Source organism: Chitinimonas lacunae (genome assembly GCF_042650885.1).
Classification (GTDB): domain Bacteria; phylum Pseudomonadota; class Gammaproteobacteria; order Burkholderiales; family Chitinimonadaceae; genus Chitinimonas_A; species Chitinimonas_A lacunae.
In genome coordinates, this window is the sequence record NZ_JBHSBU010000001.1 from 2,987,501 (window position 1) to 3,014,040 (window position 26,540).

Annotated in this window: 20 protein-coding genes and 1 tRNA gene; 7 read left to right on the forward strand and 14 right to left on the reverse strand. The window is 64.0% G+C overall.

Translation table 11 applies throughout. From position 1 onward, the window contains the following. Window positions 1-118: 118 nt before the first annotated feature. The 10 genes from ACFOW7_RS12825 to rplU all read right to left on the reverse strand — a co-directional run bounded on the left by ACFOW7_RS12825 (window position 119) and on the right by rplU (window position 9,894). Window positions 119-589: a MarR family winged helix-turn-helix transcriptional regulator gene (locus ACFOW7_RS12825; protein ID WP_378164826.1), complete on the reverse strand. Its 471-nt coding sequence runs from the start codon at window positions 587-589 to the stop codon at window positions 119-121. A gap of 68 nt (window positions 590-657) precedes the next feature. Further along, on the reverse strand, window positions 658-1,083 hold the full coding sequence (locus tag ACFOW7_RS12830; protein ID WP_378164828.1) for an organic hydroperoxide resistance protein: 426 nt from the start codon (window positions 1,081-1,083) through the stop codon (window positions 658-660). A 375-nt stretch (window positions 1,084-1,458) separates the two neighbouring features. Further along, window positions 1,459-2,637, reverse strand: coding sequence for a THUMP domain-containing class I SAM-dependent RNA methyltransferase (locus tag ACFOW7_RS12835; RefSeq protein ID WP_378164830.1), 1,179 nt, complete (start codon window positions 2,635-2,637; stop codon window positions 1,459-1,461). Between the two features lie 246 nt (window positions 2,638-2,883). Beyond that, window positions 2,884-5,685 (reverse strand): AAA family ATPase, encoded by a 2,802-nt coding sequence (locus tag ACFOW7_RS12840; protein WP_378164832.1) that lies wholly within the window; start codon window positions 5,683-5,685, stop codon window positions 2,884-2,886. After that, window positions 5,685-6,335 carry a hypothetical protein gene (locus tag ACFOW7_RS12845; RefSeq protein ID WP_378164834.1) on the reverse strand — a complete coding sequence of 217 codons (651 nt, stop codon included), beginning with the start codon at window positions 6,333-6,335 and terminating at the stop codon, window positions 5,685-5,687. The genes ACFOW7_RS12840 and ACFOW7_RS12845 overlap by 1 nt, the downstream gene beginning before the upstream one ends. After that, a complete protein-coding gene (locus ACFOW7_RS12850; protein ID WP_378164836.1) occupies window positions 6,336-7,529 on the reverse strand; it encodes a hypothetical protein in 1,194 nt (397 codons plus the stop codon). Window positions 7,530-7,638: 109 nt separating this feature from the next. Then, entirely contained in the window at window positions 7,639-7,968 is a 330-nt protein-coding gene (locus ACFOW7_RS12855; RefSeq protein ID WP_378164838.1) for a low molecular weight protein tyrosine phosphatase family protein, read from the reverse strand. Next, window positions 7,969-9,090: a GTPase ObgE gene (gene obgE / locus ACFOW7_RS12860; protein WP_378164840.1), complete on the reverse strand. Its 1,122-nt coding sequence runs from the start codon at window positions 9,088-9,090 to the stop codon at window positions 7,969-7,971. A 198-nt stretch (window positions 9,091-9,288) separates the two neighbouring features. Continuing rightward, window positions 9,289-9,567 (reverse strand): 50S ribosomal protein L27, encoded by a 279-nt coding sequence (rpmA, locus tag ACFOW7_RS12865; protein WP_378164842.1) that lies wholly within the window; start codon window positions 9,565-9,567, stop codon window positions 9,289-9,291. 15 nt (window positions 9,568-9,582) lie between these two features. Further along, window positions 9,583-9,894 carry a 50S ribosomal protein L21 gene (gene rplU / locus ACFOW7_RS12870; RefSeq protein ID WP_378164845.1) on the reverse strand — a complete coding sequence of 104 codons (312 nt, stop codon included), beginning with the start codon at window positions 9,892-9,894 and terminating at the stop codon, window positions 9,583-9,585. 224 nt (window positions 9,895-10,118) lie between these two features. Here rplU and ACFOW7_RS12875 point away from each other — a divergent pair, with 224 nt between their 5' ends. The 3 genes from ACFOW7_RS12875 to ACFOW7_RS12885 all read left to right on the forward strand — a co-directional run bounded on the left by ACFOW7_RS12875 (window position 10,119) and on the right by ACFOW7_RS12885 (window position 11,822). After that, entirely contained in the window at window positions 10,119-10,661 is a 543-nt protein-coding gene (locus tag ACFOW7_RS12875) for a DUF2059 domain-containing protein (RefSeq protein ID WP_378164848.1), read from the forward strand. Between the two features lie 36 nt (window positions 10,662-10,697). Continuing rightward, a complete protein-coding gene (locus tag ACFOW7_RS12880; RefSeq protein WP_378164850.1) occupies window positions 10,698-11,672 on the forward strand; it encodes a polyprenyl synthetase family protein in 975 nt (324 codons plus the stop codon). Between the two features lie 73 nt (window positions 11,673-11,745). Further along, window positions 11,746-11,822, forward strand: a tRNA-Pro gene (locus ACFOW7_RS12885). A gap of 789 nt (window positions 11,823-12,611) precedes the next feature. On the opposite strand, the gene gabD is transcribed toward ACFOW7_RS12885, so the two are convergent. The 4 genes from gabD to ACFOW7_RS12905 form a co-directional block, all read right to left on the reverse strand. Continuing rightward, complete coding sequence (gene gabD / locus ACFOW7_RS12890; RefSeq protein WP_378164854.1) at window positions 12,612-14,072, reverse strand: NADP-dependent succinate-semialdehyde dehydrogenase; 1,461 nt, start codon at window positions 14,070-14,072, stop codon at window positions 12,612-12,614. Window positions 14,073-14,181: 109 nt separating this feature from the next. Further along, window positions 14,182-15,450, reverse strand: a complete 1,269-nt coding sequence (locus ACFOW7_RS12895; protein ID WP_378164856.1) for a 4-aminobutyrate--2-oxoglutarate transaminase — start codon at window positions 15,448-15,450, stop codon at window positions 14,182-14,184. A gap of 511 nt (window positions 15,451-15,961) precedes the next feature. Next, window positions 15,962-16,987 (reverse strand): FAD:protein FMN transferase, encoded by a 1,026-nt coding sequence (locus ACFOW7_RS12900; RefSeq protein WP_378164858.1) that lies wholly within the window; start codon window positions 16,985-16,987, stop codon window positions 15,962-15,964. Continuing rightward, entirely contained in the window at window positions 16,948-18,432 is a 1,485-nt protein-coding gene (locus ACFOW7_RS12905; RefSeq protein ID WP_378164860.1) for an aminotransferase-like domain-containing protein, read from the reverse strand. Before ACFOW7_RS12905 ends, ACFOW7_RS12900 begins: the two co-directional genes overlap by 40 nt. Before the next feature lie 406 nt (window positions 18,433-18,838). Between ACFOW7_RS12905 and ACFOW7_RS12910 the strand changes: the two genes are divergently transcribed. The 4 genes from ACFOW7_RS12910 to recD all read left to right on the forward strand — a co-directional run bounded on the left by ACFOW7_RS12910 (window position 18,839) and on the right by recD (window position 26,481). After that, complete coding sequence (locus tag ACFOW7_RS12910; protein ID WP_378164862.1) at window positions 18,839-19,546, forward strand: class I SAM-dependent methyltransferase; 708 nt, start codon at window positions 18,839-18,841, stop codon at window positions 19,544-19,546. A gap of 212 nt (window positions 19,547-19,758) precedes the next feature. After that, a complete protein-coding gene (locus ACFOW7_RS12915) occupies window positions 19,759-20,916 on the forward strand; it encodes a radical SAM protein (protein WP_378164864.1) in 1,158 nt (385 codons plus the stop codon). Between the two features lie 244 nt (window positions 20,917-21,160). Then, the gene (gene recB, locus ACFOW7_RS12920) at window positions 21,161-24,700 is read left to right on the forward strand and encodes an exodeoxyribonuclease V subunit beta (RefSeq protein ID WP_378164866.1); all 3,540 of its coding nucleotides are present in this window, start codon (window positions 21,161-21,163) and stop codon (window positions 24,698-24,700) included. After that, on the forward strand, window positions 24,697-26,481 hold the full coding sequence (recD, locus tag ACFOW7_RS12925) for an exodeoxyribonuclease V subunit alpha (RefSeq protein WP_378164868.1): 1,785 nt from the start codon (window positions 24,697-24,699) through the stop codon (window positions 26,479-26,481). The genes recB and recD overlap by 4 nt, the downstream gene beginning before the upstream one ends. Window positions 26,482-26,540: the final 59 nt, after the last annotated feature.

Genomic DNA, 26,540 nt, shown 5'->3' on the forward strand with positions numbered 1-26,540 from the left:
CGTCAACACTTCCCCACACACTTTTTCGCACGAATTACATAAGTCTTTGATTTTCATGGGCAGTGGAATTGTAAATTCTTCAGCGCTCCTGCCTCGCAACGACCCCTACTGCATTGTGCTACTCACTTTCTTCTATCCCCGCAGCGCGTGCCGCCTTGATCAGTCGATCAAGTTGACCCGATAGCGCTTCGATTTCGGCCAGAGACAGACCAAGCATCGCGACCAAGGTGGGCGGGATGGAGCGTGCCTTGTTCCGCAGCTCGCTTCCGGCCTCGCTCAATTTCACCCGGACTTCCCGTTCGTTGTCAGCCCGGCGCTCGCGCGTCACCAGTCCGCTTTGTTCCAGTCGTTTCAGCAGGGGGGTCAGGGTACCCGAGTCGAGCGCCAAGCGTTCGCCGATGGCCTTGACCGTCAGATCATCGCCTTCCCATAGGACCAGCATGACCAGGTATTGCGGATAGGTCAGACCCAGGTCGGCCAGCAGCGGCTGATAGCAGCGGGTGAAGGCACGGGACGCGGTATAGAGGCGGAAACAGAGCTGACGATCCAACGTCAGCCAATCGACATCATTTGGAGGGACTGGGTTCATGGCGATAGATCTAATAGAAAAGCAAAAGGCGGCCCGCAGGCCGCCCGATTCTACGTCAGCGCCGATACTCAAGCGATGTTGAGTTCGACATCGATATTGCCTCGCGTAGCGTGGGAGTACGGGCAGATGTCGCGGTGAGCCGTCTCGGCCAGTTCCTGGGCCTGGGCACGTTCGAGTTCCGGCAGGGACACGGTTAGTGCAACTGTCAGGCCAAAGCCGCCGGCGGCACGCGGGCCGACGCCGACCCGGGCGGTGACGCTGGCCTGTTTGACCGCAATGCCGCGCGAACGGGCGACGAAGCGGATGGCCGATTCGAAGCAGGCGGCGTAGCCCGCAGCAAACAGTTGTTCGGGGTTGGTGGCTGCACCGCCCGGACCGCCCAGAGCCTTGGGCAGAGCCAGTTTGAGGTCGAGGATACCGTCGTCGCTGCGGATATGGCCTTCACGACCGCCTTCGGCGGTGGCTTGAGCGGTGTACAGAACCTGAGTGGTCATGATGGTTTTCTCGTTGATTACCGCATTGTGCGGCGATAGAGGAATACTAGCTCGCATTTTAATTGCACACAATCTTTTTGATAAAAATTTTATGGCGCAATCACAGAACCTCCACCTCCACCTCCACCTCCACCTCCACCTCCACCTCCAGAAACGATCAAACCAGTCCAACCGTGTTGAGTAGAGATGAGCAGACCAGGCGAGCCTTTTTATAGACGGGGTTGAAAGCAACTCCACAGCATCCGTACTGCCCCGACCGTCCCCGCCTTCCGACCGACGCTTTTCTCTCCTGCCGCTGAAAAAGGAAAAGGGCCGCGATGGCCCTTTTCCTTTCTATATATATGGTCTGTCGATGGGACCACTGGTTTTGCAGACTTATTGGTTTTCTGCCTGCTCACCCGGCTTGATGCGGCGGTTGGAGCCTTCGACCATCTTGAACTCGAACAAGCGGCATTCGAGGGCGCCGTTGAACAGGACGGTGCGTTTGCTGGCGGAGAGGCGGATCAGCTTGGCCATCCGCAGATCGCCGGTGAGGAAGTAAGCGCGCCAGCCTTTGAAGCTGCGTTTGAGGGCGTCGCCCAGTTGTGGGTAGAAGGCCGCGAGTTGTTCCTGCTCATCGAGGCGGATGCCGTAGGGCGGATTGCTGACGATGACGCCTTCGGGTGCCGGAGCGGAGCGAGACAGGAAGTCGGTCCGTTCCAGCGTGACGCAATCGGCAAGGCCAAAGCGGTCGAGGTTGGCGTAGGTGGCGTCGAGCATGGCCTGGTCGTAGTCGCTGCCGAAGATGGCGAGCGGACGGGGTGGCTGGCAGCGGGCGTGAGCCTCGTCGCACAGTTTGGCCCAGGCATCGGCAGAGAAATTGCGCAGACCTTCGAACGCGAAGCTGCGGTCGAGGCCCGGCGCCATATCGAGCGCCATCATGGCGGCTTCGACCAGAAAGGTACCGCTGCCGCACATTGGATCGAGCAGGGGTTGCTCGGGCGTCCAGCCAGCCAGTTGCAGGATGCCGGCGGCGAGGTTCTCGCGTAGCGGTGCCGCGCCGGTCGCCACCCGATAGCCGCGCTTGAACAGGGCTTCGCCGCTGGTATCGAGATAGAGGCTGGCTTCGCGTTCGGTCAGATAGACATGGATGCGCAGATCAGGGTCAGCGGTATCGACACTGGGGCGCTCGCCCAGTTTGGCGCGGAAGCGGTCGCAAACGGCGTCCTTCACTTTGAGCGCGGCGAAATCGAGACTGCGTAGCGGCGAGCCTTGGGCGGTCATCACCACCTTGATGGTGCGCGAGACATCGAACAGTTCGGGCCAATCGAAGCCCCGAGCCAACTGATAGAGGTCTTCCTCGTTGCGGTAGGGCTTGACCGCCAGGCGCCACAGGATGCGGCTGGCCAGGCGCGAATGCAGATTGGCCCGCATCAGCAGCAGCCAGTCGCCGGCGAAGGACACGCCGCCGTCGGTAGGTTTGACTTCGGCGGCGCCCAGGCCGTTCAGCTCCTGGGCCAGCAGGGCTTCGAGTCCGCGCGGACAGGGGGCGAAATAGTGGAAACGTTGCTTCATCGTTGCTCCTTGCCCGGCCGGAATCGACCAGGAAAATTATTTGCCAAAGCACTGCAATGCACAGTGCGGCAAATAGATGATTTAGAAATTTTCTTTCAAAATCGCTTGAATAAGACCACAAGCCAGCCCGCAACCGAGCCGCCACTCAGTGTCCGACCCGAGGCCACAAGCCAGCTTCTCAATGCTGAGGCGGATCGATGCCGGAGCATTTCCAGCCGATTTGGCGTCAGCGTGTCCGGCCCTGCGCTAGCGCACCACCTCGGTACGTCGGCGCGTCTGGGTAATCAGCGGCGCCCAGCGCTCGCCCGGTCGTTTCTTATAAGTGCACAGCGTCAGCTCGCTGGGCGCGAAAGCGTTGATATTGTGGGTCAGCGGCATCGTCACCAGATACTGGGCCTGAGTGGCCTTGAGGAAGGCGCCGACCTTATCGATATTGAGCACGTCCAGATGGGCAAACGGCTCATCGATAAATACAAAGCCCGACGGGTTGGCCTCGTCCATCATCAGACCGATCAGCAGGATCAGCGACTTCATCACCTGCTGGCCGCCCGAGGCTTCGCCATCGTTGAGGCCCATCATGCCTTTCTGATCGAAATCGAAACGCACGGTCAGGCCAGCCTGCGCCAGCACCGCATCATCGTTATCGAGATGAGGCGGCTCCACCTCGACAGCGATGCCGGCGACTTCACCCAGACGGCGGACGTTATGGGCATAGCCACGAATGGTCGCCCGCAGCTTATTTATATAGGCGCCGCGTGCGTCGTCGGTCAGACCATGGGCACGCTCGACTTCCCGGGCGCGGCTGGCCGTCTCGCCATGGAGCGCATCGAAATCGCGCAGCAGCTTATCGCGCAGCTCGAGCACTGCCGGGTCGGTTTCCCAATCGCCGTGTTCGAGCCGTTCCTGCTGGCGTTGCCATTCGCGCCGCACGGCAGCTTCGCTGTCCCACTCGGCCTTGAGGCTGGCAAGCGTTGCCCGGTCAAGCGCGGGCAGATCGGCGCGCAGGCGGCGGATGGTATCGATCTGGCGCTGCCAGTCGTGCCGGCGCGCCTCGACCTGGGCGTCAAATTCCTTTAATTGGGCCAGCACCTGATCGCGTCCGATCTCGCCGCGCTGGCGTGCCAGCTTGGCCTCGACCGCCCGCTCACGTGCCGCTTCGAGGGCCGCCTGGGCGTCGGCCAGCTCGCGGCCGAGCTGCTGCGCCTCACGGCGCAATTCGGGCAAGGCCGCTTCGGCGGCGGCGAATTCATCCTGGCGCGCCGCGAGCTGCTGAAGCGCGTCCTGTCCCTGCAACTGCAATTGCAGCGCCGCAATCTGCCGCCCCAGCTCCACCGCTTCGGCCTCCTGGTCGAGAATCTGCTGGTTCAGATCGCGCAACTGACGACCGACCTCATCGAGCCGGGCACGGCGGGCCGCTTCGCCGAAACGGTGGTCGTCGGCCTCGACGCCGATATGACGCGCCCCGCGCCGCTCTCTATAGAAGCCATCACGGGTAATCCAATCGCCGTCAATTCTGGCGCCGGCCTCGACCGATTTGGCGCGCTGGACCTGATTGAGCTGGCGCACCAGCCAGCCCGGCGCGTCGGCCAGCAGGGAGACGATTTCGAGAATCGACCCGGGCGTCGCCACCGGCGCCGCTTCGCGCTCAGTCACGATGAAATGGCGGTACCGCAACTGCTGGCCGATTTTCCAGGCCGCTTCACGATCGGATTCGCGGTCCAGCAGCACCAGATGGCGATAAGGCGCGAGCAGCGCTTCGACGGCTGCCTGCCAGCTGTCGTCGCGCACTTCGACAATCTCGGTCAAGAGCTTATGGGCGATCCCGGCCTCATCGAGCGCTGCCCGCATCTGCCGCACAAACGGTTCGGCCGGCTGGCGGCCGGTCTGTAACGCCGCCTGGAGTTCGGACAGACGCTGCCGTTCTTCCCGCGCCAGCCGGATACGCGCCTGCCGCTCGCCGTGTTCGGCGCGCAGCAGGCCGAGCCGATCGGCCGCCTCGACCGCGTCGGCACCGGCCTCGGCTTCGGCCAGTGCCTGGAGGCGGCTGCGTTGCTGCAAGACCTTCTCGGCATCGCGGGTCTGGTCGCCCACGGCGCGGAAGGATTCGAACAATCGCTTATAGGCGGCATCGCAGGCCAACTCGGCCGCCCGTGCCGCGTCCAGGGTATCGGCCGCACCACGCCAGTCGCCATCAAAACCCGCCAGCTCACGCCGTTTGGCCCACTGGGCGCGACGGGCGCCACGCCAGGATTCGCGCAGGGTCAGCAATTGCGACTCGGCATCAGCGAGCCGGATCGCCGGCAGCACTTCGCACTCCAGCCGCGCCGTCTCGGCTTGCAGCGTCTGCCATGCCTCGTAACGGTTGGCCCGACCGCGCATCTGCTCGACCTTGTTGCCCAGACCGTCGAGCTGACGTTCCAGCTCGGCCAGCTCATTCTCGGCTTCCTTCTGTTCGGCGCGCGCTTCCTGGTAGTTGTCGAGCACCTGCTTATCGCCAAATACCTGGAAAACCAGATCGAGCAGGGCCTTGGGACTGTATTCGCACAGCTTGTCGGTATCGCCCTGCTCCAGCGCCAGCACTTCGGCGATGGCGCGGGTCAGACCAGCCTGCTCCAGCGCCAGTTTGTACTCGTTGACGCCGAGCCATTTGAGCTGCGACTCGCGCGCCGGATCGAGTTCGACCTCGCCGTCGGCGATGGCGTATTGGCGGGTCCAGTCGCCACCCTGGCGGCGGATGCGGCAGAACAGGGTGACGCGCGGACTGGTCAGCGGAAAGAAGGGATAGGGAAACAGCCCGCTGCCTTCGCGGCGCGGATTATCGACCACACCGCGCAGCCAGGCGGTGGCCTCGGTGCTGTTGCGCACATAGCGCTTATAGTCGCGCCGGCCCGAACAGCGCAGCGCCAGCAAGGTACGCAGCGCATCGAGCAGCGTGGTCTTGCCCGAGCCGTTGGGGCCGACAATCGTGACGATCTGGGCATCGAGCGGGATTTCGATATTGCGCCAGAAATCCCAATGCAGCATTTGCAGCTTGCGCAGCTGGAACATCAGTCGGCCTCCCCGAGCAGATCGCTGCGCCGTTGCAGCACTTCAGCCAGTGCGCCCTCGACGATCCGTGGTGCCAGCCGCGAATAGTCGAAGATCAGGTCAAGCAGCGGACCTTCGCAGATCACCCGGTTGCGTCGCACGATAAAGCCGAGTCGGGCCAACTGGCCCAGATTGATGGTCATCTTGGCCTTGCCGCCCAGCTTGTCGCGGAAGTCGGCAAACAAGGCATCCTCGGGCACGCCGACCGACACCTCATCACCATGCGGCAAAGGTTTCTCGGCGCCGAACATATCGGCCTGGCCGGCGGCGTCCTTGTCGGTGCGCGCAATCTGGCGTTCGCGCTTGGGCAGGATGATCAGCGCCCACAGCACCACCAGCAGCGCCACCGCATCACGCGGCAGTCCCATATTGTTGGACAGCCAGGCGTCGCCCGTGCCGAACACAAAGGCTTCGGCTTCATGCTGCAAGGCCACGGCAACATATTCGGCGTAGGGGTGTTCGAGCAGGACGAGTCCGACGCCCGCCAGACGCAGGTCGAGCGCACGACGGAAATCCTCGTCGATCAGGGCACGCCGCACCAGCGGGTCGGCGCGTTCGATAAAACGGTGCGCAATCAGACGGGCGCACAGGATGGACAGGGCATTTTCCATTTATCGGGTGTTTCCCTCGACACGGCCCCGGCTGATCGAGGCGACTTCGGGATGGTCGAGCAGGTCAACGGCAGCTTCGATTCGCAGCGACAGCGGGAGTTTGACGATCTCGGCCACCACGCTGGCCTCGGCCGCAGCTTCGGCGTCGCCCAGCAGCGACAGCAGGGACAGCCGATAGGCCGTTTCCGGATAGCTTGCCGCCAGCACGGCCTGATGCAGCGGCACGGGACCGGACAGCGCCGTCAGCTCTTCAAACAGTCGCTCGGCCTGATACAGCCGCTCGGCTTCGGGCGCCGCCACCTCGGGCGCGCGGTCGATCTGCGGCAAGGCTGCCTCGGCCGGCGGCGGCCGGTCGCGCTCGAGCAGCTCGTGTTCGGCGATATCGAGCAGCTCCGCGCCGGTGGCAAACGCCGGCTGCGGCAGGAAATGGAGCATCCCGGCCGCCAGCCCGGCCAATTGCTTTTGCGGCACGGCACGCAGCCATTCGCCGATATCGCTCGAGGTCAGACCCGACTGGCCCAGATGGACCCGCTGCGCCTGCAATTGATTGAGTCGGCGCTGGAAACTGCCGGTCAGCCGCAATACCCGCGACTGGGCCAGGGCGATTGCCTGGGCCTGATCGAGGGCGCGGCGGTCGAGTTCGGGGTCGTCGAGCAGCCTGTGCATCACCTCGGTGCCCTGCTCGACCCAGCGCCAGACTGCTTCGAGCCGGGCCTGGGCCTTGCGGATCTGGTGTTCGGACTGCGATTCCAGCGCATCGGCAAAATAGCGGTACAGCTCATTGAGCCGGCCCAGCAGATGCTGCAAGGCTTCATGCGATACCCGGCCCAATTGCTGCTGCCCGGCGACCTGAGCGGTCAGATAGCCCAGCTCCGCGTCGGCCTCGCTGAAATTCAGCAAGGCGGCCAATGCCGCCAGCGCCACCCGGCCAGGTTCGGACAGCCGATAGCCGCCGTCTTCGCCTTCCCAGCACAACAGGCCGTTTTCGCGCAGACGCTTGAGGACCGTGTCGAGCTTCACCGGGTTGAGATAGACGAAATGGGCTTGCAGCGCCTGCGGGGTCCAGAACGGCACCTCGCCATGGCGACCGATCTCGCGCAGCACCAGCAGACGCGCCAACACTTCCTCATCGCCGCCCCGGAACAGGGTGATAAAGGCATCGAGCAGCGTGCGGGCACGCAGCAGTTCGGTCAACGGCGGCAGATCGGCGGGATTGAAGCCTGGAGAAAAGAAATCTGCAAAATTATCGCTAGATGTAGTCACTTTTATATTAAAAACATCTAATTTTGCGACAGATAGCCGTTTACTTGGCGCGACGCAGATAAGGCGGTACCCGGGCTTCGAGCAGCTTGATCAGCGCCGGGTCCATCAAGGGGTATTTGTCAGGAATATCGAGGCAGATCAGCGGCGTCTTGCCCAGGGCCGTGCCAAAGCGTCTTTGCAAACGCTCGCGCTGCGACTTTTCCATCACGAAGATCAGTTCGGCCCAGCGCACCAGTTCCTCATCGAGCGCCACCTCGGCGTCGTTGGCCAGACCCGCCGAGGCGGTCTCGACACCTGGAAAGGTGGCGAATACCGTCTCGGCCGTCGGACTGCGCCAGCGGTTGCGACCGCAGACGAAAAGCACGCGCATTCAGGACTTGGTCGGATCGTAGGGTTCGTAGGCGGCGGCTTCGACCGGCTCGGTCGATTCGCTGCGTGGCCGCACGGCGTCGAGGTAGTCCATGATGGCCCAGCACAATTGCTGGCAGCCTTCGCCGGTCAGGCCAGAGATTTCAAAGATACGCGGCAGGGTCGGATCAAACGGGGCATAGGGGTCGATTTCCACCCGAGGCCAGCCAAAGGCGTCGAGGAAGGCATCGATCCGGGCACGGCGCTCGGTCTCGTCGAGCATATCGAGCTTGTTGAGCACCAGCCAACGCGGCTTGTGATACAGCTCCTCGTCGTATTTGCGCAGTTCTTCGACGATGGCCTGGGCTTCGCGCACCGGATCGGCTTCCTCGCTGAACGGGGCCAGATCGACCACATGGAGCAGCAGGCCGGTACGGCTCAGATGCTTGAGGAAGCGGTGGCCGAGCCCGGCCCCCTCGGCAGCGCCCTCGATCAGCCCGGGAATATCGGCGATCACGAAGCTGCGGTTATGGTCGATCCGTACCACGCCCAGATTGGGGTGCAAGGTGGTGAACGGATAATCGGCCACCTTGGGACGGGCGGCCGAGACCGCGCGGATAAAAGTCGATTTGCCGGCATTGGGCATGCCGAGCAGGCCGACATCGGCGAGTACGCGCAGTTCGAGCTTGAGCTCGCGGTATTCGCCATCCTCGCCATAGGTGAACTTGCGCGGTGCACGGTTGGTCGAGGTCTTGAAATGGATATTGCCAAGGCCGCCTTTGCCGCCCTTGGCCAACAGCACCTTCTGACCGTCGTGGGCCAGATCGGCGATCTGCTCGCCGCTGTTGAGATCGGTGATCACGGTGCCGACCGGCATGCGCAGCACGATATCGTCGGCGCCCTTGCCGTAGCAGTCGGCGCCCCGGCCGTTCTCGCCGTGCTTGGCGCGGTACTGCTTGACGAAACGGTAATCGACCAGGGTATTGATATCCTTGTCGGCCACCGCCCAGATACTGCCGCCACGGCCGCCATCGCCACCGTCGGGGCCGCCGCGCGGCACGAACTTCTCGCGGCGCATACTGGCGGAACCGTTGCCGCCCTTGCCGCCCATCACTTCGATACGGGCTTCGTCGATGAATTTCATAGCTTGGATAAGGTCTCGAATCGGCGCGTCCGCCTTACGGACGCGGAACAACCGGCATAGCCGGTCAGATTGGGTGCCGGATCGAAGCTGAGGGACCAAAGCCCGACGCGCAAGGCACGGGAGATCGACACGGCAACGGCAACAAAAAAAGCCCTATCGCTGGATAGGGCTTTCGATTCTAAGCGAAAACCGACAGGTTTAGGCTTCGGCTTCCGCGCCGGTGTAGGGCAGAACCGTCACGGTCTTGCGCTGTTGAGCGCCCTTGACCGAGAACTGGACATAGCCGTCAACCTTGGCGAACAGGGTATGGTCCTTACCCATGCCGACGTTGTCGCCAGCGTGAAACACGGTGCCGCGCTGACGAATGATGATCGAACCAGCGGGAATCAGTTCACCGCCGTAGACCTTGGTACCGAGACGTTTCGAGTGGGAGTCGCGACCGTTGCGGGAACTACCACCAGCTTTTTTGTGTGCCATGTTGCGACTCCTTGCTTACTTGACGATGGCGTCGATGCGAATTTCGGTGAAATTCTGGCGGTGGCCTTGACGCTTCTGGTAGTGCTTGCGGCGACGCATCTTGAAGATACGGACCTTTTCGCCACGACCGTGCGCCACAACCGTGGCCTTGATCGAAGCGCCGGCGACCAGAGGGGCGCCGATCTGGACCGCTTCACCGTCAACCACCATCAGTACCTGATCCAGTACGATTTGGCTGTCGATGTCGGCGGCAATCTGTTCTACTTTCAATTTTTCGCCGACGGCAACTTTGTATTGCTTGCCACCGGTTTTTACGACCGCGTACATGACTATGCTCCTGAAGTGAATTCGGTCTGCTCCCGCCAAGACGGGAAAACCAAAACCCCCGCCTATTGCGGGGAGCGCGACAATATACGCAAGTGGCTGAATTAGGTCAAGTTTTTAGCGCGGGGCGTGGTCGAGGCCCCGATCCGGTATAATCCGCGCGCGCCCGCTCGGCGGGACACCCCATCCACGCATCGACGCCTTGCGCGTCCCCAGGAGAAAAACCCATGTTCCGTCGCATCGTGATTGGCCTGTCGCTCGTCGCTTGCTGTGCCCTGCCCGTCCAGGCGGCCGAGCTGCCGGCCGACAAGAAAGCTGCCATCAAAGAACTGCTCGATACCATGAACCTCAAGGCCATGGTGCCGCAGATGGTGATGATGGTGCAGATGCAGATGGGCCAGATGCTGCCTGCCGTGATGATGCAGCGCATCGATGCCGACAAGAAGCTGTCGGCCGAGGAAAAAGCCAAGCGCAAGGCCAAGCTCCAGGCCGATCTGCCCAAGATGGGCGCCGAGCTGCGCGAAGAGATGGGCAAGATCGATCTGGGCGGCATTATCGAAGACAGTATCTATACCATTTACGGCAAGCATTTCGAGGCCAAGGAAATCCGCGACGTCACCGCCTTCTACCGTTCGCCCACTGGTCAGAAGATGCTCAAGCTGACCCCGCAGATCACGGCCGAATCGATGCAGCTCACCAGCGAAAAGATCATGCCCAAGCTGCTCGAACGCGCCGACGCCGTGGCTGAACGCCTCAACGCCAAAAAATAATCCACTTTCCGCGCCTGTCCGCCCCAAGGAGTCGATGTGAGTATCGAGTTCGTCAAATCCGTCATCGCCGCCGATATGCAGGCGGTCGACCAACTGATCCGCGAGCGGCTGTATTCCGAAGTCGCCCTGGTACGGCAGGTGGCGGAATATATCGTCTCATCGGGCGGCAAGCGGCTGCGGCCGGTGCTGGTGCTGCTGTCGGCCGGCGCGCTGGGTTATCAGGGCCGCCATCATCACGAGCTGGCAGCGGTGGTCGAATTCATTCATACCGCCACCTTGCTGCACGACGATGTGGTGGACGAATCGTCGCTGCGGCGCGGCCGCGATACCGCCAATGCCCTGTTTGGCAACGCGGCCTCGGTGCTGGTCGGCGATTTCCTCTATTCGCGGGCCTTCCAGATGATGGTGGGCTGCGACGACATGCGGGTGATGCGGGTACTGGCCGACGCCACCAATGTGATCGCCGAGGGCGAGGTGCTTCAGCTGATGAATATCGGCGATGCCGACCTCGATGAAGCGGGCTATCTCAAGGTGATCCGCTACAAGACCGCCAAGCTGTTTGAAGCCGCCGCCCGCCTGGGCGCGCTGCTGGCCGGCAGCGACAGCGCCACCGAAGCGGCCATGGCCCGCTTCGGCATGCATCTGGGCACCGCTTTCCAGATCGTTGACGATGTACTCGATTACTCGGGCGACAGCGGCGAGATCGGCAAGAATCTCGGCGACGACCTGGCCGAAGGCAAATGCACGCTGCCACTGATCTATACCATGCGCGACGGCTCGCCCGAGGCGGCTGCCACCGTGCGCCATGCGGTGGTCAACGGCCGCCGCGATGCGTTTGAAACGGTACTCGAGGCGGTACGCGGCAGCGGTGCGCTCGATGCGGCGCTCAAGGCCGCCCGGGCCGAAGCCCGACTGGCCGAGTCGGCCTTGCTCGAATTGGGCCTGCCGCCGTCCGATCCGCAACGGGCGCTGTTGGCGCTGGCGCATTTTGCGGTCGAGCGCAGCAGCTGATAGACCGGTTTTAAATTTTTCCGGCAAAAGACTTTACGAATCGCAATTCACTCTCTATAATGCGGTCTTTCTTCGGGGTGTAGCTTAGCCTGGTAGAGCGCTACGTTCGGGACGTAGAGGCCGGTGGTTCGAATCCACTCACCCCGACCAGATTTAAAAGCCAGATCATGCAATTGCTGATCTGGCTTTTTGCTATTCCAACGCGCTCCTGCCGCTACATTCTGCCCCACCATTCGAGCCCATTGCTCGGACACCTCAACAGCTCATTCCTGTCGTTAGCACCCTCAGGATTTGCACTGTCGTCTTGCTACCCACCGCGACATCCTCACCTTCCCGCCCACCGGGCTGCCACGGCCACATCGAGCCAAAGAAACTCTTTTATTTATTTTTCTATAAGAGTGGCTACCTATCTTGCAGTCTACATACATAAATATTTAATAAACAAGGGAGGCCGGCCCTGGCAGCCAAGGTGCTCCTTATTGACGTTTCCGATTCAAATAAGGTCAGCAAAAATATCGCTCGGCTTTATCGGACAGCTTGTTGTGTCTTTGGCCAGACAGATCGAGCAGCGCTTATTCACTCGCCAATATCTCGCCGGCAGGTCCGACTATTGGTCGGTTTAATTAGCCAGCACTGCGGACAAAGCAATAAAGGCATTATGTGAAAATTCACCTCATGCCTCTGGGCTAATTAATTGAGGGGGGAGAAAGAGACGGTCCGGCGGAAAAGAGATGGCAGCTATCTCGATGATTGATATGGAGATTTCAGGAGAAAAGCGGGGGATGAATAAGCCAGGTGGAACAAATCGCCGAGGCCGATTGCTATCGATAGCAGCAATTTCAATAGGCAAAAAAAATCCCGCCGGCTCGCGCCAATAGCGGGAAGAGGAGGAGGAAATGTTTCGTACTCAACAACAGTACGATTAACGTGATACTAGCGTCAAATATTCAGTCCCGCAAGACAAATGTACTTAATCTCGAGATAGTCCTCGATACCGTGGCGGGAGCCTTCCCGACCCAGTCCCGATTGCTTGACGCCACCAAATGGCGCGACCTCGGTCGAGATCAGACCGGAATTCACCCCGACCATCCCGTATTCGAGTGCTTCGGCCACCCGGAAGGCCCGGCCCAGGTCACGGCTGAAGAAATAGGCCGCCAGACCATATTCGGTATCGTTGGCCTGTTCGATCACTTCCTGTTCGCTGTCGAAACGGAACAGCGGCGCCAGCGGACCGAAGGTTTCCTCGCGGGCCACCTTCATTTCGCAGGTGACGCCGGTCACGATGGTCGGCTCGAAGAAGCTGTGGCCCAGGGCATGGCGCCGGCCGCCGGCGATCACCTGACCGCCCTTGGCCACGGCGTCGGCGATATGTTCCTCGACCTTTTCCACCGCCTTCATATCGATCATCGGACCTTGCGTGACGCCTGGCTCCAGGCCGTTGCCGATCTTGAGCTTGGCGACTGCGGTAGCGAGCTTGTCGGCAAAGGCGTCGTAGACGCCCGACTGGACGTAGATCCGGTTGGCGCAGACGCAGGTCTGCCCGGCATTGCGATACTTCGACACGATGGCGCCTTCGACCGCAGCATCGAGATCGGCGTCGTCGAACACGATAAACGGCGCATTGCCGCCAAGTTCGAGCGATACCTTCTTGATGTCCTTGGCACAGGCGGCCATCAGCTCACGGCCAATCTCGGTCGAACCGGTGAACGACAGCTTGCGCACGATGGGGTTGGCACACAGCTCGGCGCCGATTTCCTTGGCCGAGCCGGTCACGACGCTGAATACCCCGGCCGGCACTCCGGCACGGGCGGCCAGTTCGGCCAAGGCCAGTGCCGACAGCGGCGTCTGGCTGGCGGGCTTGAGCACCATCGGACAGCCGGCGGCCAGGGCCGGGCCGACCTTGCGGGTGATCATGGCATTGGGGAAATTCCACGGCGTCACCGCCGCCGCCACCCCGATCGGCTGTCGGATCGCCAACAGCCGCCGATCAGGCCAGGGCGAGGGAATCGTCTCGCCATAGATGCGCTTGCCTTCTTCGGCAAACCACTCGAAGAACGACGCACCGTAAACCACTTCACCGCGCGACTCGGCCAGCGGCTTGCCTTGCTCGGCCGTCAGCAGCACGGCCAGATCGTCCTGGTTTTCCAGGATCAGTTCGTACCACTTGCGCAGCACCGTCGCCCGTTCCTTGGCGGTCTTGGCGCGCCAGGCCGGCCAGGCACGCTCGGCGGCTTCGATGGCACGACGGGTCTCGGCCTCACCCATCCGCGGCACCCGGGCCAGGGTCTCGCCCGTGGCCGGATTCGTCACCTCGAAGGTCGCGCCGGAATCGGCGGCCACCCACTGTCCATCGATATAACACTGCTGCTTGAGCAGACTCGGGTCTTTCAGGTTCAGCATCACATCCTCCTCGGTACCAGATTGATGGCACGCCGCAGCCGGCATGACCACGACGGCACGACGCCGGGCTTCACCGACCCGGCGCCGCACTATAGACAATGAAGCGGGCTCAGGCCTTGAGTGCCGCTTCGAGAATTCCGAGCGCCTCGTCGAACACCAGGTCTTCCACGGTGAGCGGCGCCAGGAAACGGATCACATTGGCGTGTACGCCGCAGGTCAGCAGAATCAGCCCGCGCTTGAGCGCCTCGACCTGGACCTTCTTGGCGAAATCGGCATCGGGCTCCTTGCTGCCGGGCCGGTTGAACTCGACCGCCACCATAAAGCCCAGACCCCGTACATCGGCGATCTGCGGCACGGCACCCTTGAGCGATTCGAGCTTTTCCTTCAGCGCGGCACCCAGACGGTTGGCACGCTCATTGAGCTGTTCCGCTTCGAGCACATCGAGCACCGCCAGCGCCGCCGTCACCGCCAGCGGGTTGCCGGCGTAGGTGCCGCCCAGGCCGCCCGGTGCCGGTGCATCCATCAGCTCGGCCCGGCCGGTGACGGCCGACAGCGGGAAACCACCGGCCAGGCTCTTGGCCATGGTCATCAGATCGGGCACCACGCCGTAGTGCTCCATCGCAAAGGTCTTGCCGGTACGGGCAAAGCCGGTCTGGATCTCGTCGGCGATCAGCAGGATGCCGTGCTCGTCGCAGATCCGCCGCAGCGCCTGGACGAACTCGGGCGGGGCCACATAGAAACCGCCTTCGCCCTGGACCGGCTCGAAGATGATGGCCGCGACGCGCTTGGGGTCGATATCGGCCTTGAACAAATAATTGAGCGCCTTGAGCGAATCCTCGACCGTGATGCCATGGAACGGCACCGGGAACGGGGCGTGATAGATATCGCTCGGGAAGGGACCGAAGCCGAGCTTGTAGGGGGCGACCTTGCCGGTCAGCGCCATGCCCATCAGCGTGCGGCCATGGAAGGCGCCCGAGAAAGCGATGACGCCCGGGCGGCCGGTGGCCGCGCGGGCGATCTTGACGGCGTTTTCGACGGCTTCGGCACCGGTCGAGAAAAAGGCGGTCTTCTTGGCGTGATCGCCCGGGGTCAGCCGGTTGAGCCGTTCGGCCAGGGCCACATAGGACTCGTAGGGCACCACCTGATAGCAGGTATGGGAGAAATCATTGAGCTGGGCCTTGACCGCCGCCGTGATCTGCGGATGGCTATGGCCGGTATTGAGCACCGCGATGCCGGCAGCAAAGTCGATGAAGCGGCGGCCTTCGATATCCCATAGCTCAGCGTTCTTGGCACTTTTGATAAAGAAGTCGGCGAGCACGCCGACGCCGCGCGGGGTGGCCGCGAGACGGCGGGCATGGAGTTCGGCATTGTGCGACATGGTATGTCCTTCCGTGGAGGCGAAGCGGGCGCAAACCCGGTCAATCGGGGAAATCCGGCCGATTAAAACACAGGCGTTGAGAAAATTCACCACTCCTGTCTAATTTATTAATCGATGCCGCAATGCAACATAACCGATTGATTGCAAAGGCCGATAAGCTCCTGCAGCGACCCGACTGGCTGTCAAGAATCCTCGACAGGCCGGCATGGCCTTCCCCCACAGCATGCTATAGACAATAAATATTTATTTATTGTTAAAAACAGCCTCAGATCTTGCATTTATTTTGCAAATTATTTTAATTTTACTTGGCTCTGCCGCTGACGCAGGTCTGTTTGCATCAGCGTTGCCCAGTCTGAGCGCGGGTGACAAGCCTGCGCTTTGCGGTCCGGCCATGCTGACGGCAGAGGGTCCGGCAATGCGCCACAAGTCGGCGTCAGTGGGTCCGGGCCCGAAGGCCAGAGGTGGGGGTCCGACGAGTCTGAACATGGGTTCCGATTCAAGCGGAAAGGCGCTAACGGAGCGTATAGACATGGGCAGGTTTGATCAGCCAGGTCAGCCGCGCCTGCATCGCCCGGTCGAGATAGACCGAACCGTCGGCCGTCACCAGCATCGCCGCCACGCCAAACCGCTCGGCCATCGCCCGGGCACCGTTCAGGCCGCCGATAAACAGCGGCTTGGTCGCCACATCGGAGACGGTTCCGGCGCGCGGTCCCTTGGGGGCGAGCACCGTGGCGGCCTGGATGCCCGGTGCCGGCCGGCCGTTGCGCGGGTCGATCAGATGGTGGTAGCGGCGGCCGTCGAGTTCGAAATAACGCTGATAGTCGCCCGACGTGCCGATGGCCTCGCCGTCATTGAGGCTCAGGCTGGCGATGGCCCCGGCGGCGCGAGGATGCTGCAGGCCGACCCGCCAGGGCTGGTCGCCCTTGCGGCCCATGGCCAGGACATTGCCGCCGATATTGATCAGGGCGTTGTCGATCCGGTGCCGCCGCAGATAGCTGGCCGCCCGATCGAGCGCCCAGCCCTTGGCAAAGCCGCCCAGGTCGAGCTTCACGGCCGGGTTGCGGCTCGATACGGCGGTCTCGCCCACGTCCAGGTCGGCCAGCCGTGGCTGTGCCGCCACTTCGGCCGCCAGCGCCACCGGATCGGGCAGTCGCGCCACGAACTGATCGTCGTGAAAGCCCCATAGCCGCACCACTTCGCCGATGGCAGGCGAGAACAGTCCATCCGACAGCGCTTCATAGGCGCGCGCCTCGACCAGCAATTCGCGCAGTTCCAGATCGATGGCCGCCGGACTGCTGGCGGCGAAGGCCCGGTTGAGCCGGGTCAGTTCAGACGGCTGCCAGGGATGGAGTTTGCGTTGCAGTCGGTCGAAATCGGCCAGCACCGCCTCGATATGGGGAGCGGCCACCGCTTCGGCCGGACCCCAGACGGAGATCTCGACCCGGGTGCCGAATACATGGCTCTCACGCCGGGTCAGCTCGGGACCGCCGCAGCCGGTCAGCCACAGCAGGCACAGCGCCAGCAGCAGACGGGCCATGTCAGACTGGCTCCAGTTGAGCCGCTACCAGCTGGCCCAGCCGGCTGACGGCGGCACTGACCTGCTCGCTCCACGGCAGGCCGCAGTTGATCCGGACAAAGCCGCGGTAGCGGCCAAGGCAGGAGAACATCGAGCCCGGCATGATCGCAATGCCCTCGGCCAATGCCTGTTCGGCCAGCTGGTCGCCGTCGGCACCGGCTGGCAATTCCACCCACAGCAGCAAGCCGCCCTCGGGTCGCGTCACCCGAGGTGCCCGGCGGGAAAGCCGCTTCAATCGCATCGGCCATCCGGCCGACCTGACGGCGGAAACGGTCGCGCAGCCGGCGCAGATGGGCTTCGTAGTCGCCGCTGGCCAGATAGTCGGCCAATACGGCCTGCGGCAGCAGCGGCGTGGCGATATTGCGCTGGCTCTTGAGCCGCAGCGCCGCTTCGCGCTCGGGACGCGCCTGTAGCAGCCAGCCGATCCGCAATCCAGGCGCCAGGGTCTTGGAAAAGCTCGAACAGGTGACCACCCGATTGCTGTCGTCCCAGGCCTTGAGCGGCACCGGCCGCAGTTGGGCATGCGACAGCTCGGCGTAGACATCGTCTTCGATCAACAGAAAATCCCGCTCGGCCGCCAGCCGCACCAGGGCTGCCTTGCGCTCGGACGGCATCATGGCCCCGGTCGGATTGCTGAAGTTGGGGTTGAGCACCACACAGCGCACCGCGCCCGGGCGGCGGGTGGCTTCGGCCAGTGCCTCGATGGAAATCCCCTCGCGCGGGTCGGAAGGCACTTCGAGCACCATCAGGCCCAGTCCTTCGAGGGTTTGCAGAAAACCGTAATAGGCAGGCGACTCGACGGCCACCGTGTCACCGGGCTGGGTCAGCGAGCCCAGTGCCAGTTGCAGCGCTTCAGTGGCGCCATGGGTGATGATGAAATCGTCGGCGCCGACATTGCAGCCCAGACGCTGGTAGCGCTCGGCCAGCCAGAAGCGCAGCGCAGCCACGCCGACGGCATCGTGGGTATATTCGCCCAGCAGTTCGGGATGCCGGCGCAGCACCCGGGCATAGGCACGCTTGAGGGCCTGGGCCGGATACAGTTCGGGGCTGGGATAGGCGGCGCCAAGCGGCACCAGATCGGGGCGGTCGACGCAGGCGAGGGTGCGCAGCGTCTGGGCGGTGACGGCGATCCGGCCCGGCGCCTGGCGCTGCGGCCGCGGGGTGCGGCCGCAGACAAAGAAACCCGATTTGGAGCGGCCGTCGATCAGGCCATCGCTTTCCAGTTCGCGGTAGGCCAACACGGCCGTATTGGTGCTGACGCCATGGGCCCGGGCAAAGGCTCGCAGCGAGGGCAGCTTCTCGCCGGCCTGCCAGGTGCCGGCATCGATGCTGGCACGCAGTTGCTCGGAAAGCTGTAGATAAGTCCAGGGACGCTCCTGTCGCATGGCGGCCTCGGCGCGGAACAAGAATGGTGGTTCCTTATATCGTCGTGATCTGTACCCGTCAAACTTGTCTCGATCTGTATCTTTATTTGCCAGGACGGGGCGAACATAATGCCCCGCAACAGAACCGCCAAGGCGGTAGCCGCAAAGGACGAGACAGTTCTTGCGCACACGAAAAAAGAGGAGGAGGTCCTCGCGCCTGACGCCGTATCGGTCGGGCCGGTCGGTTCCGCCGGGCTTCGCATCGCGACCGGCAGCATTCCGACCTTCGTCATTCGCCTTGCGGACGACGACATGCCGCAGTGTCCATCACTGCGGCATTTGCATTGGGGCCGGCCATCAGGGCCGGCCCTGCCGTTACGGTGCCGGGTCTAGCGCTGTCGATTCACTTTCCCACGCACCCATGGTCGTCCGGCGACCCGGAGGAGCCATGTTCGATTCCCTGCCAGCCCAGCAATCCGACCTCGATGCGGTGGCCAACTGGGAGCAGGTCTACCGCAGCAATCTCAAACCCTCGCTCTGGGGCAGCACCGCCGTGCCGTTCATGCGCCATATTGCGCGCCGCTACTGCCGGCCCGACAGCCAGGTGCTGGTCCTGCCGTGCGGCGAAGGCCGCAATACCCTGCCGCTGCTGGAATACTGCGACGAACTGGTCGCCGCCGATGCCTCACCGAGCGCGCTGCGTATCGCCAGCGCCAGACTTGGCGCCAGCCAGCAGCGCAACTGGCGCACCGTGCTGTGCGAAGCGGGCGAGAGCGGCTTTGCGGCCGATCAGTTCGATCTGACGCTGTGCTGGGATCTGCTGGGCCATCTGCGCGACCCGGCCCGGGTGGTGAGCGAGCTGCTGCGCGTCACCCGGCCCGGCGGTCTGGTGATCGGCAGCCTGATCTCCACCGAATGCTCGACCCGTGGCCTTGATATGGATGCCACCGACGATGGCGCTTTTCTCTACGATGGCCGCTATTACTTCCGTTTCTACGACCGTGCCGCCGCCCATGCCCTGCTGGTCCGCAGCGGGGCCGAGCTGCTCGAACTCGATCGGGTGGCCTGGGTCGATCCGCCACACGATGGCTACCGGCCCTATCCGCATCTTCATGTGAGCTGGTCGTTCATCCTGCGCAAGCCAGGCCGCCGCTGAGTCCTGTTCGATGTGCGCCGTCGGTCGCTCCCGCCCTGTTTTCGGCACTGGCGTGCTATACCGGTCCTTAACCGCTAGCCGCTTATTCCTATTTTCTCTGCCCCGTGCCTGCCCCGCCCTTGTCGCGGTTGCGGGCTTATGCCGTGTGGCAGACCGGGACAGCGGACCGACCGCCGGCGCGCCCTGGTTTTCCTCTATCTAGAAAGCAGACCATGTACCTGCCTGCCGAACTCGATCTCCGTACCACCGCCCATCTGCCGAGCAAAGTCCATCCGTTTGGCATCGGCTACACCATGCATGGCTGGGATTACGGCCGGCTTGAGGTGGAGGCAGCCATCAACGCCGGCCGCATGCTCAACCCGGCGGCCGAGCTGGCTTCCAATGTCTGTGCCCTCAATTGCTTCTTCTGCTACACCGAAGACCCGGCCAACCAGGACGGCCTCAAGCAGAAGCTGTCGGGCGAGATGAACCTGCAACGCAAGCTCGAGCTGATCGATGAATTCGCCGCGCTGGGCGCGCGCTCAGTCAATATCGTGGGCGCGGGCGAGCCGCTGATCGATCCGGATTTCTGGCGCTGGACCAGCCATATCGCCGAGTCCGGCATGGTGCCGCTGGTCTATACCGAGGGCACGGCCGCCGGCAACTACCGCAAGGGGCTGCATAACCCCGAAGTGGCACAGCGGCTCTATGAACTGGGCGCCACCGTGGTGCTCAAGGTCAACAGCCTCGCCGACCACGACTACCAGAACCGCATCGTGATGAGCGGCGACCGCGCCCGCAAGAAGCCGCTCAGGCTCGACTATTTCGCCCTGCGCCAGCAGGCGCTCGCCACCTTGATCGCTACCGGTTTCACCCGCCACGACCCGACCCGGCTCGGTTTCGATACCATCGTCTGTCGCGAGAACTACGCCGAGATCCTCGACATTCATCGCTACGCCCGCGACAACAATATCTTCGTGCTGTTCGTCAATTATCTGCCGTCGGGCCGCAGCACCACCCCGCTACAGAACGCCATCAGCCGCGACGAGGAATACGCGCTGTTCCAGGCCATCGCCGAATACGATGCGCGCCAGCATCAACTGGTGCACGACGCCCATTATCCCTACGCCGGCGGCGTACCGTGCACCATCCGGGGTACCGGGGTGCTGGTACGTATCCAGGGCAGCGTATGGGATTGCCCCGGCATGTCGGAACATCTGGGCGAACTGAGCCAGGCGCCGCTGGCCCAGCTCTACGGCGACTGGATCAGGCGCCGCCAGACCTTCGACGGCGGCTGTCCGCCGCGCGATATGGCAATGGGGGCTTATCACAAGGTCCAGGTGATCCGCCGCATCGAACGCAGCGGCCGGCAGGAGCCGGTGCTGCTCTGAGGGGCCGGAGTGGCCAGACAGTAAAATAGAAAATATTACGCAAACCAAGTACAAGATCTGTAGCGGTGATTTTCGATAAATGAATATTTTTTTGCATACCCTGCTTCTCCCCTTCGAAAACGCTGCGGACACACCCCCTTGTGCCGCCCAGGCTGGACGCTGAACCGGCACGCTTGGCCCAGCCACTGCCGATACCGCACAATGCGCCCATGCTAGGAAAACGTTCGACCACCGCCCACGCCGCATGAGCTTCGACCCGCTTACGCTGCCGCTCGACGGCGTCAATCTGATCGAGGCCAGCGCCGGCACCGGCAAGACCTGGACCATCGCCGCGCTGTATGCCCGGCTGGTGCTGGAACAGAAGCTGGCGCCCGACGCCATTCTGGTCGTCACCTATACCCGCGCGGCCACCGCCGAGCTGCGTGGCCGCATCCGCGCCCGGCTGGCCGAGATTGCCCATGCGCTGGCCGACCCCGACCCAACCCTGAGTGCCCATGACGACTTCTGCCGCGACCTGGTCCGCGGCTATCCCGAAGCCGAGCGGCCGGCCCTGGCGCTGCGGCTCAAAGCTGCGGTATCGGGCTTCGATCTGGCGGCGGTCTATACCATCCACGGCTTCTGCCAGCGCGCCCTGTCCGAACAGGCGCTGGCGGCCGGCCTCGAACTGGGGCGGGCCTTTATCGCCGACGAGACCGAGCTGCTCCAGGCCGCCGTAGACGCCGCCTGGCGGCGCGAGACCGATACGGCGGACGACGACTGGGCAGCGTTTCTGGTGGCGGCCGACCAGTCGCCCGACCGCTGGCAGCAGGAATTGCGGCCGCATCTGAGCAAGCCCTATCTGCGCATCGAAGCCCCGAGCGCACCCGATACCGCCGCCACCACGGCCGAGCTGGCCCGGCGCCGGGCAGCGCTGCTGGCGCGCTGGGACAGCGAAGCACCGGACCTGGGCCGGCTGCTCCATGCGCATCCCAAGCTCAACAAGAAGCAGTATTCCCCCCCCCAGATCGATCAAGCCCTGCAAGGCTGGGCCGACTGGCTGCGACACGGCGGCATCCCCGACACAGCGGGCCTCAAGCTGCTGGCCAAGCTCACCCCGGCCAATCTCGACAAATACACCAACAAGGGCGGCGAGCCGCCCCGCCATCCGCTGCTCGACGGCTGCGCCGAGCTGCTCGAACTCGCCAGCGGGCTCGAAGCGGCCTATCAGGACCGTCTGGCAGCACGCAAGGCGGCCTTGCTGCGCGAAGTCGAGGCGGAACTGGCGCGGCTCAAGCACGAGCATTCGGCGATGGGTTTCAACGATCTGCTGGTCGAATTGGCGCGCGCGCTCGACAGTCCGGCCGGTCCGGGCCTGGCCGAGGCGATCCGCCTGCGTTATCGGGCGGCGCTGATCGATGAGTTCCAGGACACCGACCCGCTGCAATTCCGCATCTTCGACCGCCTGTTCGGCCCCGAAGCGGGCGATGACCGGCCGCTGTTTCTGGTGGGCGACCCGAAACAGGCGATCTATATGTTTCGCGGTGCCGATCTCAATGCCTATCTGACCGCCAGACGCCAGGCCACACGTCAGTACACCCTGGCCGTCAACCGGCGCAGCCGGCCGCCGCTGGTGCAGGCTATCGAGGCTCTGTTCAGCCGCGCCAGCTCGCCGTTTCTGCTCGAAGAACTCGACTACCCGAGTGTCGCTGCGCTCGACGACAAACCGCCACTGACCGAGGACGGTGAGGAGCGGCCGGCACTGAGCTGGCAATGGCTGGGTGACGCCGCACTCAATAAGGAAAACGCCCGCGAGCAGGCCGTCACGGTCTGCGCCGATACCATCGTCGCCCTGCTTGAGCGGGCGCGGGCCGGCCGGGTGAAGCTCGGGGAGCGGCCGCTCAACGAAGGGGATATTGCGGTGCTGGCCGACAAGCATGACCGGCTGCTGGCCGTGCAGCGCGCCCTGGCCGAGCGCGGCGTGGCCAGCGTGCGGGTCAGCCGGCAGAGCGTATTCGATAGTGAAGAGGCGATAGAGCTGCTCCAGGTGCTGGCCGCCATCGCCGAGCCGGGCGACGCCAGCGCCCGGGCCGCGCTGGCCACCCTGCTGATGGGCGGTGACGCCGCCCAGCTCGATCTGCTGTGCCACGACGAAAACGCCTGGGAGCGTCAGATCGGCCGTTTCCGGCGCTGGTACCAGCTCTGGCTCAACCGTGGTCCGCTCACCGCCTTGACCGCCTGGTTGCACGAAGCGGGTGTCCCGACCCGTCTATTGCAACTGCGCGATGGCGAACGGCGGCTGACCAATCTGCTGCATCTGTTTGAACTGATCGAAGTCGAGCATCGCGCCCGTCCGGGCTTTACCCCGCTGATCGCCTGGTTCCGCGCCGAACTCACGCTGTCGGGCAGCGAAAGCGACAGCGAAGGCAATGCCCGCCTGATGCGGCTGGAAAGCGATGCGGCCCGGGTGCGGCTGGTGACGGTGCACGCGGCCAAGGGACTGGAATATCCGGTGGTGTTCTGTCCGTTTCTGTGGGACAGCAGTCAGTCGCGCAAGACCGCTGCCGCGCTCTGTCACGAGGACGGCGAAGCGGTGCTCGACTTCGGTTCCAGCCGGCTGGCCGAGCGGCGCGATGCGGCGGAACGGGAAATCCTGGCCGAAAAATTGCGCCTGCTCTATGTGGCGCTGACCCGGCCCAAATCGGCCTGTTTCCTGACCTGGGGCGAAGTCAACGGCATCGAGGACACGGCACTGGCCTGGCTGTTGGCCGGTGGCGAGCAACGGGCACGCGATCGCAAGGAAAAGGAGGATGGCAGCCGTCGCAAGGCCGAGCTGACTGCGCTCGTCGCCGCCTCCAACGGCACCATGGCCCTCGAAGCCCCGCCGCCGCCGGGCCGCCTGAGCCGGCGCGAGGTCGATGCCACGGCCCGGCCGCAACTGCGCCATATCCGCCGCCGACTCAGCTGGCGCTGGAAGATGGCCAGCTTCTCCTCGCTGACGGCCGGCCGCCATGACGAGCGGCCCGACCACGATATCGCCGTGACGCTGCACGAGATACCCAGAGAGCCCGATCGACCGTTCTCGGTCGAGGAATTCCCGGCCGGTGCCCGGGCCGGGGTCGCGCTGCATACCTTGTTCGAGCGCTGCGATTTCGCCGCCGGCCATGCCGAGCTGGTCGAGCTGGCTCATGAGGTGCTGCCCGCCAACGGTTTCTCCCCCGACTGGGCCCGCGCCGCCGCCGTCCTGGTCGAACGGACCCTCAAGGCACCGCTGACGCCCGACGGCGCGCGGCTATGCGATCTGACGCCACGGCAGCGACTGGTTGAACTCGAATTCACCTACTGTCTCGCTCCACTGGCCTGGAGCCGGCTGGCCGATCTGCTGAGCAGCCATGGCCTGCCGGCCTCGTTCGTCACTGCCGCCCGTGCGCTCGACGCCGAGGTCGGCGGCGGTTTTCTCAAGGGCTATATCGACCTGACCTGCGAGCTGGACGGGCGCTATTACATCCTCGACTACAAATCGAACCGGCTGGGTTTTGGCGCGGCCGACTACGAGCCGTCGCGGCTCGAAGCCGTGATGGCCAGCGAACACTACTATCTGCAAGCCCTGCTCTATTGCGTGGCGCTTCATCGCTTTCTGCGCTGGCGCCGCCCCGGCTACGAATTCGAGCGCCATTTCGGCGGGGCGATCTATCTGTTTCTGCGCGGCATCGATCCGGCCCAGCCGGGCCGGGGCGTCTGGTCCTACCGACCCGACGCCGCCTTGCTCGAAGGCTTGCAGACCCTGTTTTGTGGAGACGGCGCATGAGCCGTCCTGCCTGGCTGCCGCAGACCCGCCCGCTGACCCGCCAATTGATCGGCTGGCTGGCCAGTTGTCGTCCCTGCGCCGAGACCAGTCTCGCGGCAGCGGCACTGGCGCTGGAAGCGAGCCTCGATGGTCATGTCTGTCTGCGGCTCGACCAATACGCCGGCCGACGTGTCCTCGGTCTGACGCTGCCGCCGCTGGCGACCTGGCGGGCAGACCTGCTCGCGGACGGCGTCTGCCGTGGCGTGGGGACCGACGAAGATGCCTATACCCCACTGGTCCTCGATGGCGACCGGCTCTATCTGACCCGACTGTGGTGGGATGAGACCCGGCTGGTGCGCGAACTGCGCGAGCGGGCCGGTCCCAGCAACATCGCCCCGCAGAAACTCAAACCGGTGCTCGACCGGCTGTTTCCGGGCCGGCCCGACCATGACGGCCAGCGCGTGGCGGCGGCCACTGCGCTGCTTAACCGGATAGCGGTGATCTCGGGCGGCCCCGGCACCGGCAAGACCAGCACGGTGGCCCGGGTGCTGGCCGCCCTGCTCGAACTCGAACCCGACAGCCGGATCGGCCTCGCCGCTCCCACCGGCAAGGCCGCCGCCCGGATGGTCGAGGCGCTGCGCGGCGCCCGCGCCGGGCTGGCGCTCGATCTGGTGACGGCCGCCGCCATGCCCGACAGCGCCACCACCTTGCACCGGCTGCTCGGTTTCCGGCCCGATTCGGCCACGCCGCGCCATCATCGCGAACAGCCGCTGGCGCTCGACGCGCTGGTGGTCGACGAAGCCTCGATGGTCGATCTGGCCATGTTCGCCCATCTGCTCGACGCCTTACCGAGCAAGTCCCGCCTAATCCTGCTGGGCGACCGCGACCAGCTCGCCTCGGTCGAGCCCGGCGCCGTGTTCGCCGAACTGAGCGAACTGGCCGGCCACAGCCCAACCGGTGCCCGCCGGCTCAGCCGGGTATGCACCATCGAGACCGGACCAGCCGCCTGCTCCCCGCTGTCCGACGGCGTGGCGCTGCTGCGCGACAGCTACCGTTTCCATGCCGACAGCGGCGTCGGCGCCCTGGCGCGCCATGCCAACAGCGGCGACGCGGCCGCGGCGCTCGCGCTGCTGCAAGGCGGTCATCCCGATCTGGCCTTGCAGGCCGGCGATGCGGCCAGTTGGTGGCATGCGCTGCTGGCCCGGCTGCGGCCGGCGTTCGAGACCTATCGCGCTGCGGTTGCCACCACCGATCCGGCCAGCGCCTTTGCCGCCTTCCAGCGTTTGCGGGTCTTGTGTGCGCTGCGTGACGGGCCGACCGGCGTGGCGGCGATCAACCGGCTGTTTGCCGCCCGGCTGATGGGCCACGATGGCCGGCGGCCGCACTACCCGGGCGAGGCGCTGATCATCCGCCGCAACGATCCAACCCTGGGGCTATGGAATGGTGATATCGGCCTGACACTGGCCGACGGTGAAGGCGGGCTGCGGGTCTGGTTCGAGCGCGACGGCGGCTTCCGTGCGCTGTCGCCCTATCGCCTGCCGCAATACGAGCCGGCCTATGCGATGACGGTGCATCAGTCGCAGGGCTCGGAATTCGACGAGGTACTGCTGATCCTGCCCGATGAGGACAGCCCGGTCCTGACCCGCAGCCTGATCTACACCGCGATCACCCGTGCCCGCCGGCGCGCCGAGATCTGGGGCCGGCCTGACGTGCTGGCGCGTGGCATCGAGCGCGGCACCCGTCGGGTCTCGGGACTGGGTGAGCGGCTGAGTTTTGACCCGGCCACCTATTCATCAAATTAAATGCAAATGCCGCCCAATACATGGGGCGGCATTTAAATGAAATATAAAATAAAGCGTTT

Excerpts from the sequence above, each read along its gene's own strand:
- ACFOW7_RS12845 (WP_378164834.1), bottom strand. The coding sequence starts at position 6,335 with ATGGAAAATGCCCTGTCCATCCTGTGCGCCCGTCTGATTGCGCACCGT.
- ACFOW7_RS12830 (WP_378164828.1), bottom strand. The coding sequence starts at position 1,083 with ATGACCACTCAGGTTCTGTACACCGCTCAAGCCACCGCCGAAGGCGGT.
- ACFOW7_RS12835 (WP_378164830.1), bottom strand. The coding sequence starts at position 2,637 with ATGAAGCAACGTTTCCACTATTTCGCCCCCTGTCCGCGCGGACTCGAA.
- rplU (WP_378164845.1), bottom strand. The coding sequence starts at position 9,894 with ATGTACGCGGTCGTAAAAACCGGTGGCAAGCAATACAAAGTTGCCGTC.
- recD (WP_378164868.1), top strand. The coding sequence starts at position 24,697 with ATGAGCCGTCCTGCCTGGCTGCCGCAGACCCGCCCGCTGACCCGCCAA.
- gabD (WP_378164854.1), bottom strand. The coding sequence starts at position 14,072 with ATGCTGAACCTGAAAGACCCGAGTCTGCTCAAGCAGCAGTGTTATATC.
- ACFOW7_RS12825 (WP_378164826.1), bottom strand. The coding sequence starts at position 589 with ATGAACCCAGTCCCTCCAAATGATGTCGATTGGCTGACGTTGGATCGT.
- recB (WP_378164866.1), top strand. The coding sequence starts at position 21,161 with ATGAGCTTCGACCCGCTTACGCTGCCGCTCGACGGCGTCAATCTGATC.
- ACFOW7_RS12915 (WP_378164864.1), top strand. The coding sequence starts at position 19,759 with ATGTACCTGCCTGCCGAACTCGATCTCCGTACCACCGCCCATCTGCCG.
- ACFOW7_RS12875 (WP_378164848.1), top strand. The coding sequence starts at position 10,119 with ATGTTCCGTCGCATCGTGATTGGCCTGTCGCTCGTCGCTTGCTGTGCC.
- ACFOW7_RS12895 (WP_378164856.1), bottom strand. The coding sequence starts at position 15,450 with ATGTCGCACAATGCCGAACTCCATGCCCGCCGTCTCGCGGCCACCCCG.
- rpmA (WP_378164842.1), bottom strand. The coding sequence starts at position 9,567 with ATGGCACACAAAAAAGCTGGTGGTAGTTCCCGCAACGGTCGCGACTCC.
- ACFOW7_RS12840 (WP_378164832.1), bottom strand. The coding sequence starts at position 5,685 with ATGTTCCAGCTGCGCAAGCTGCAAATGCTGCATTGGGATTTCTGGCGC.
- obgE (WP_378164840.1), bottom strand. The coding sequence starts at position 9,090 with ATGAAATTCATCGACGAAGCCCGTATCGAAGTGATGGGCGGCAAGGGC.
- ACFOW7_RS12910 (WP_378164862.1), top strand. The coding sequence starts at position 18,839 with ATGTTCGATTCCCTGCCAGCCCAGCAATCCGACCTCGATGCGGTGGCC.
- ACFOW7_RS12900 (WP_378164858.1), bottom strand. The coding sequence starts at position 16,987 with ATGGCCCGTCTGCTGCTGGCGCTGTGCCTGCTGTGGCTGACCGGCTGC.
- ACFOW7_RS12855 (WP_378164838.1), bottom strand. The coding sequence starts at position 7,968 with ATGCGCGTGCTTTTCGTCTGCGGTCGCAACCGCTGGCGCAGTCCGACG.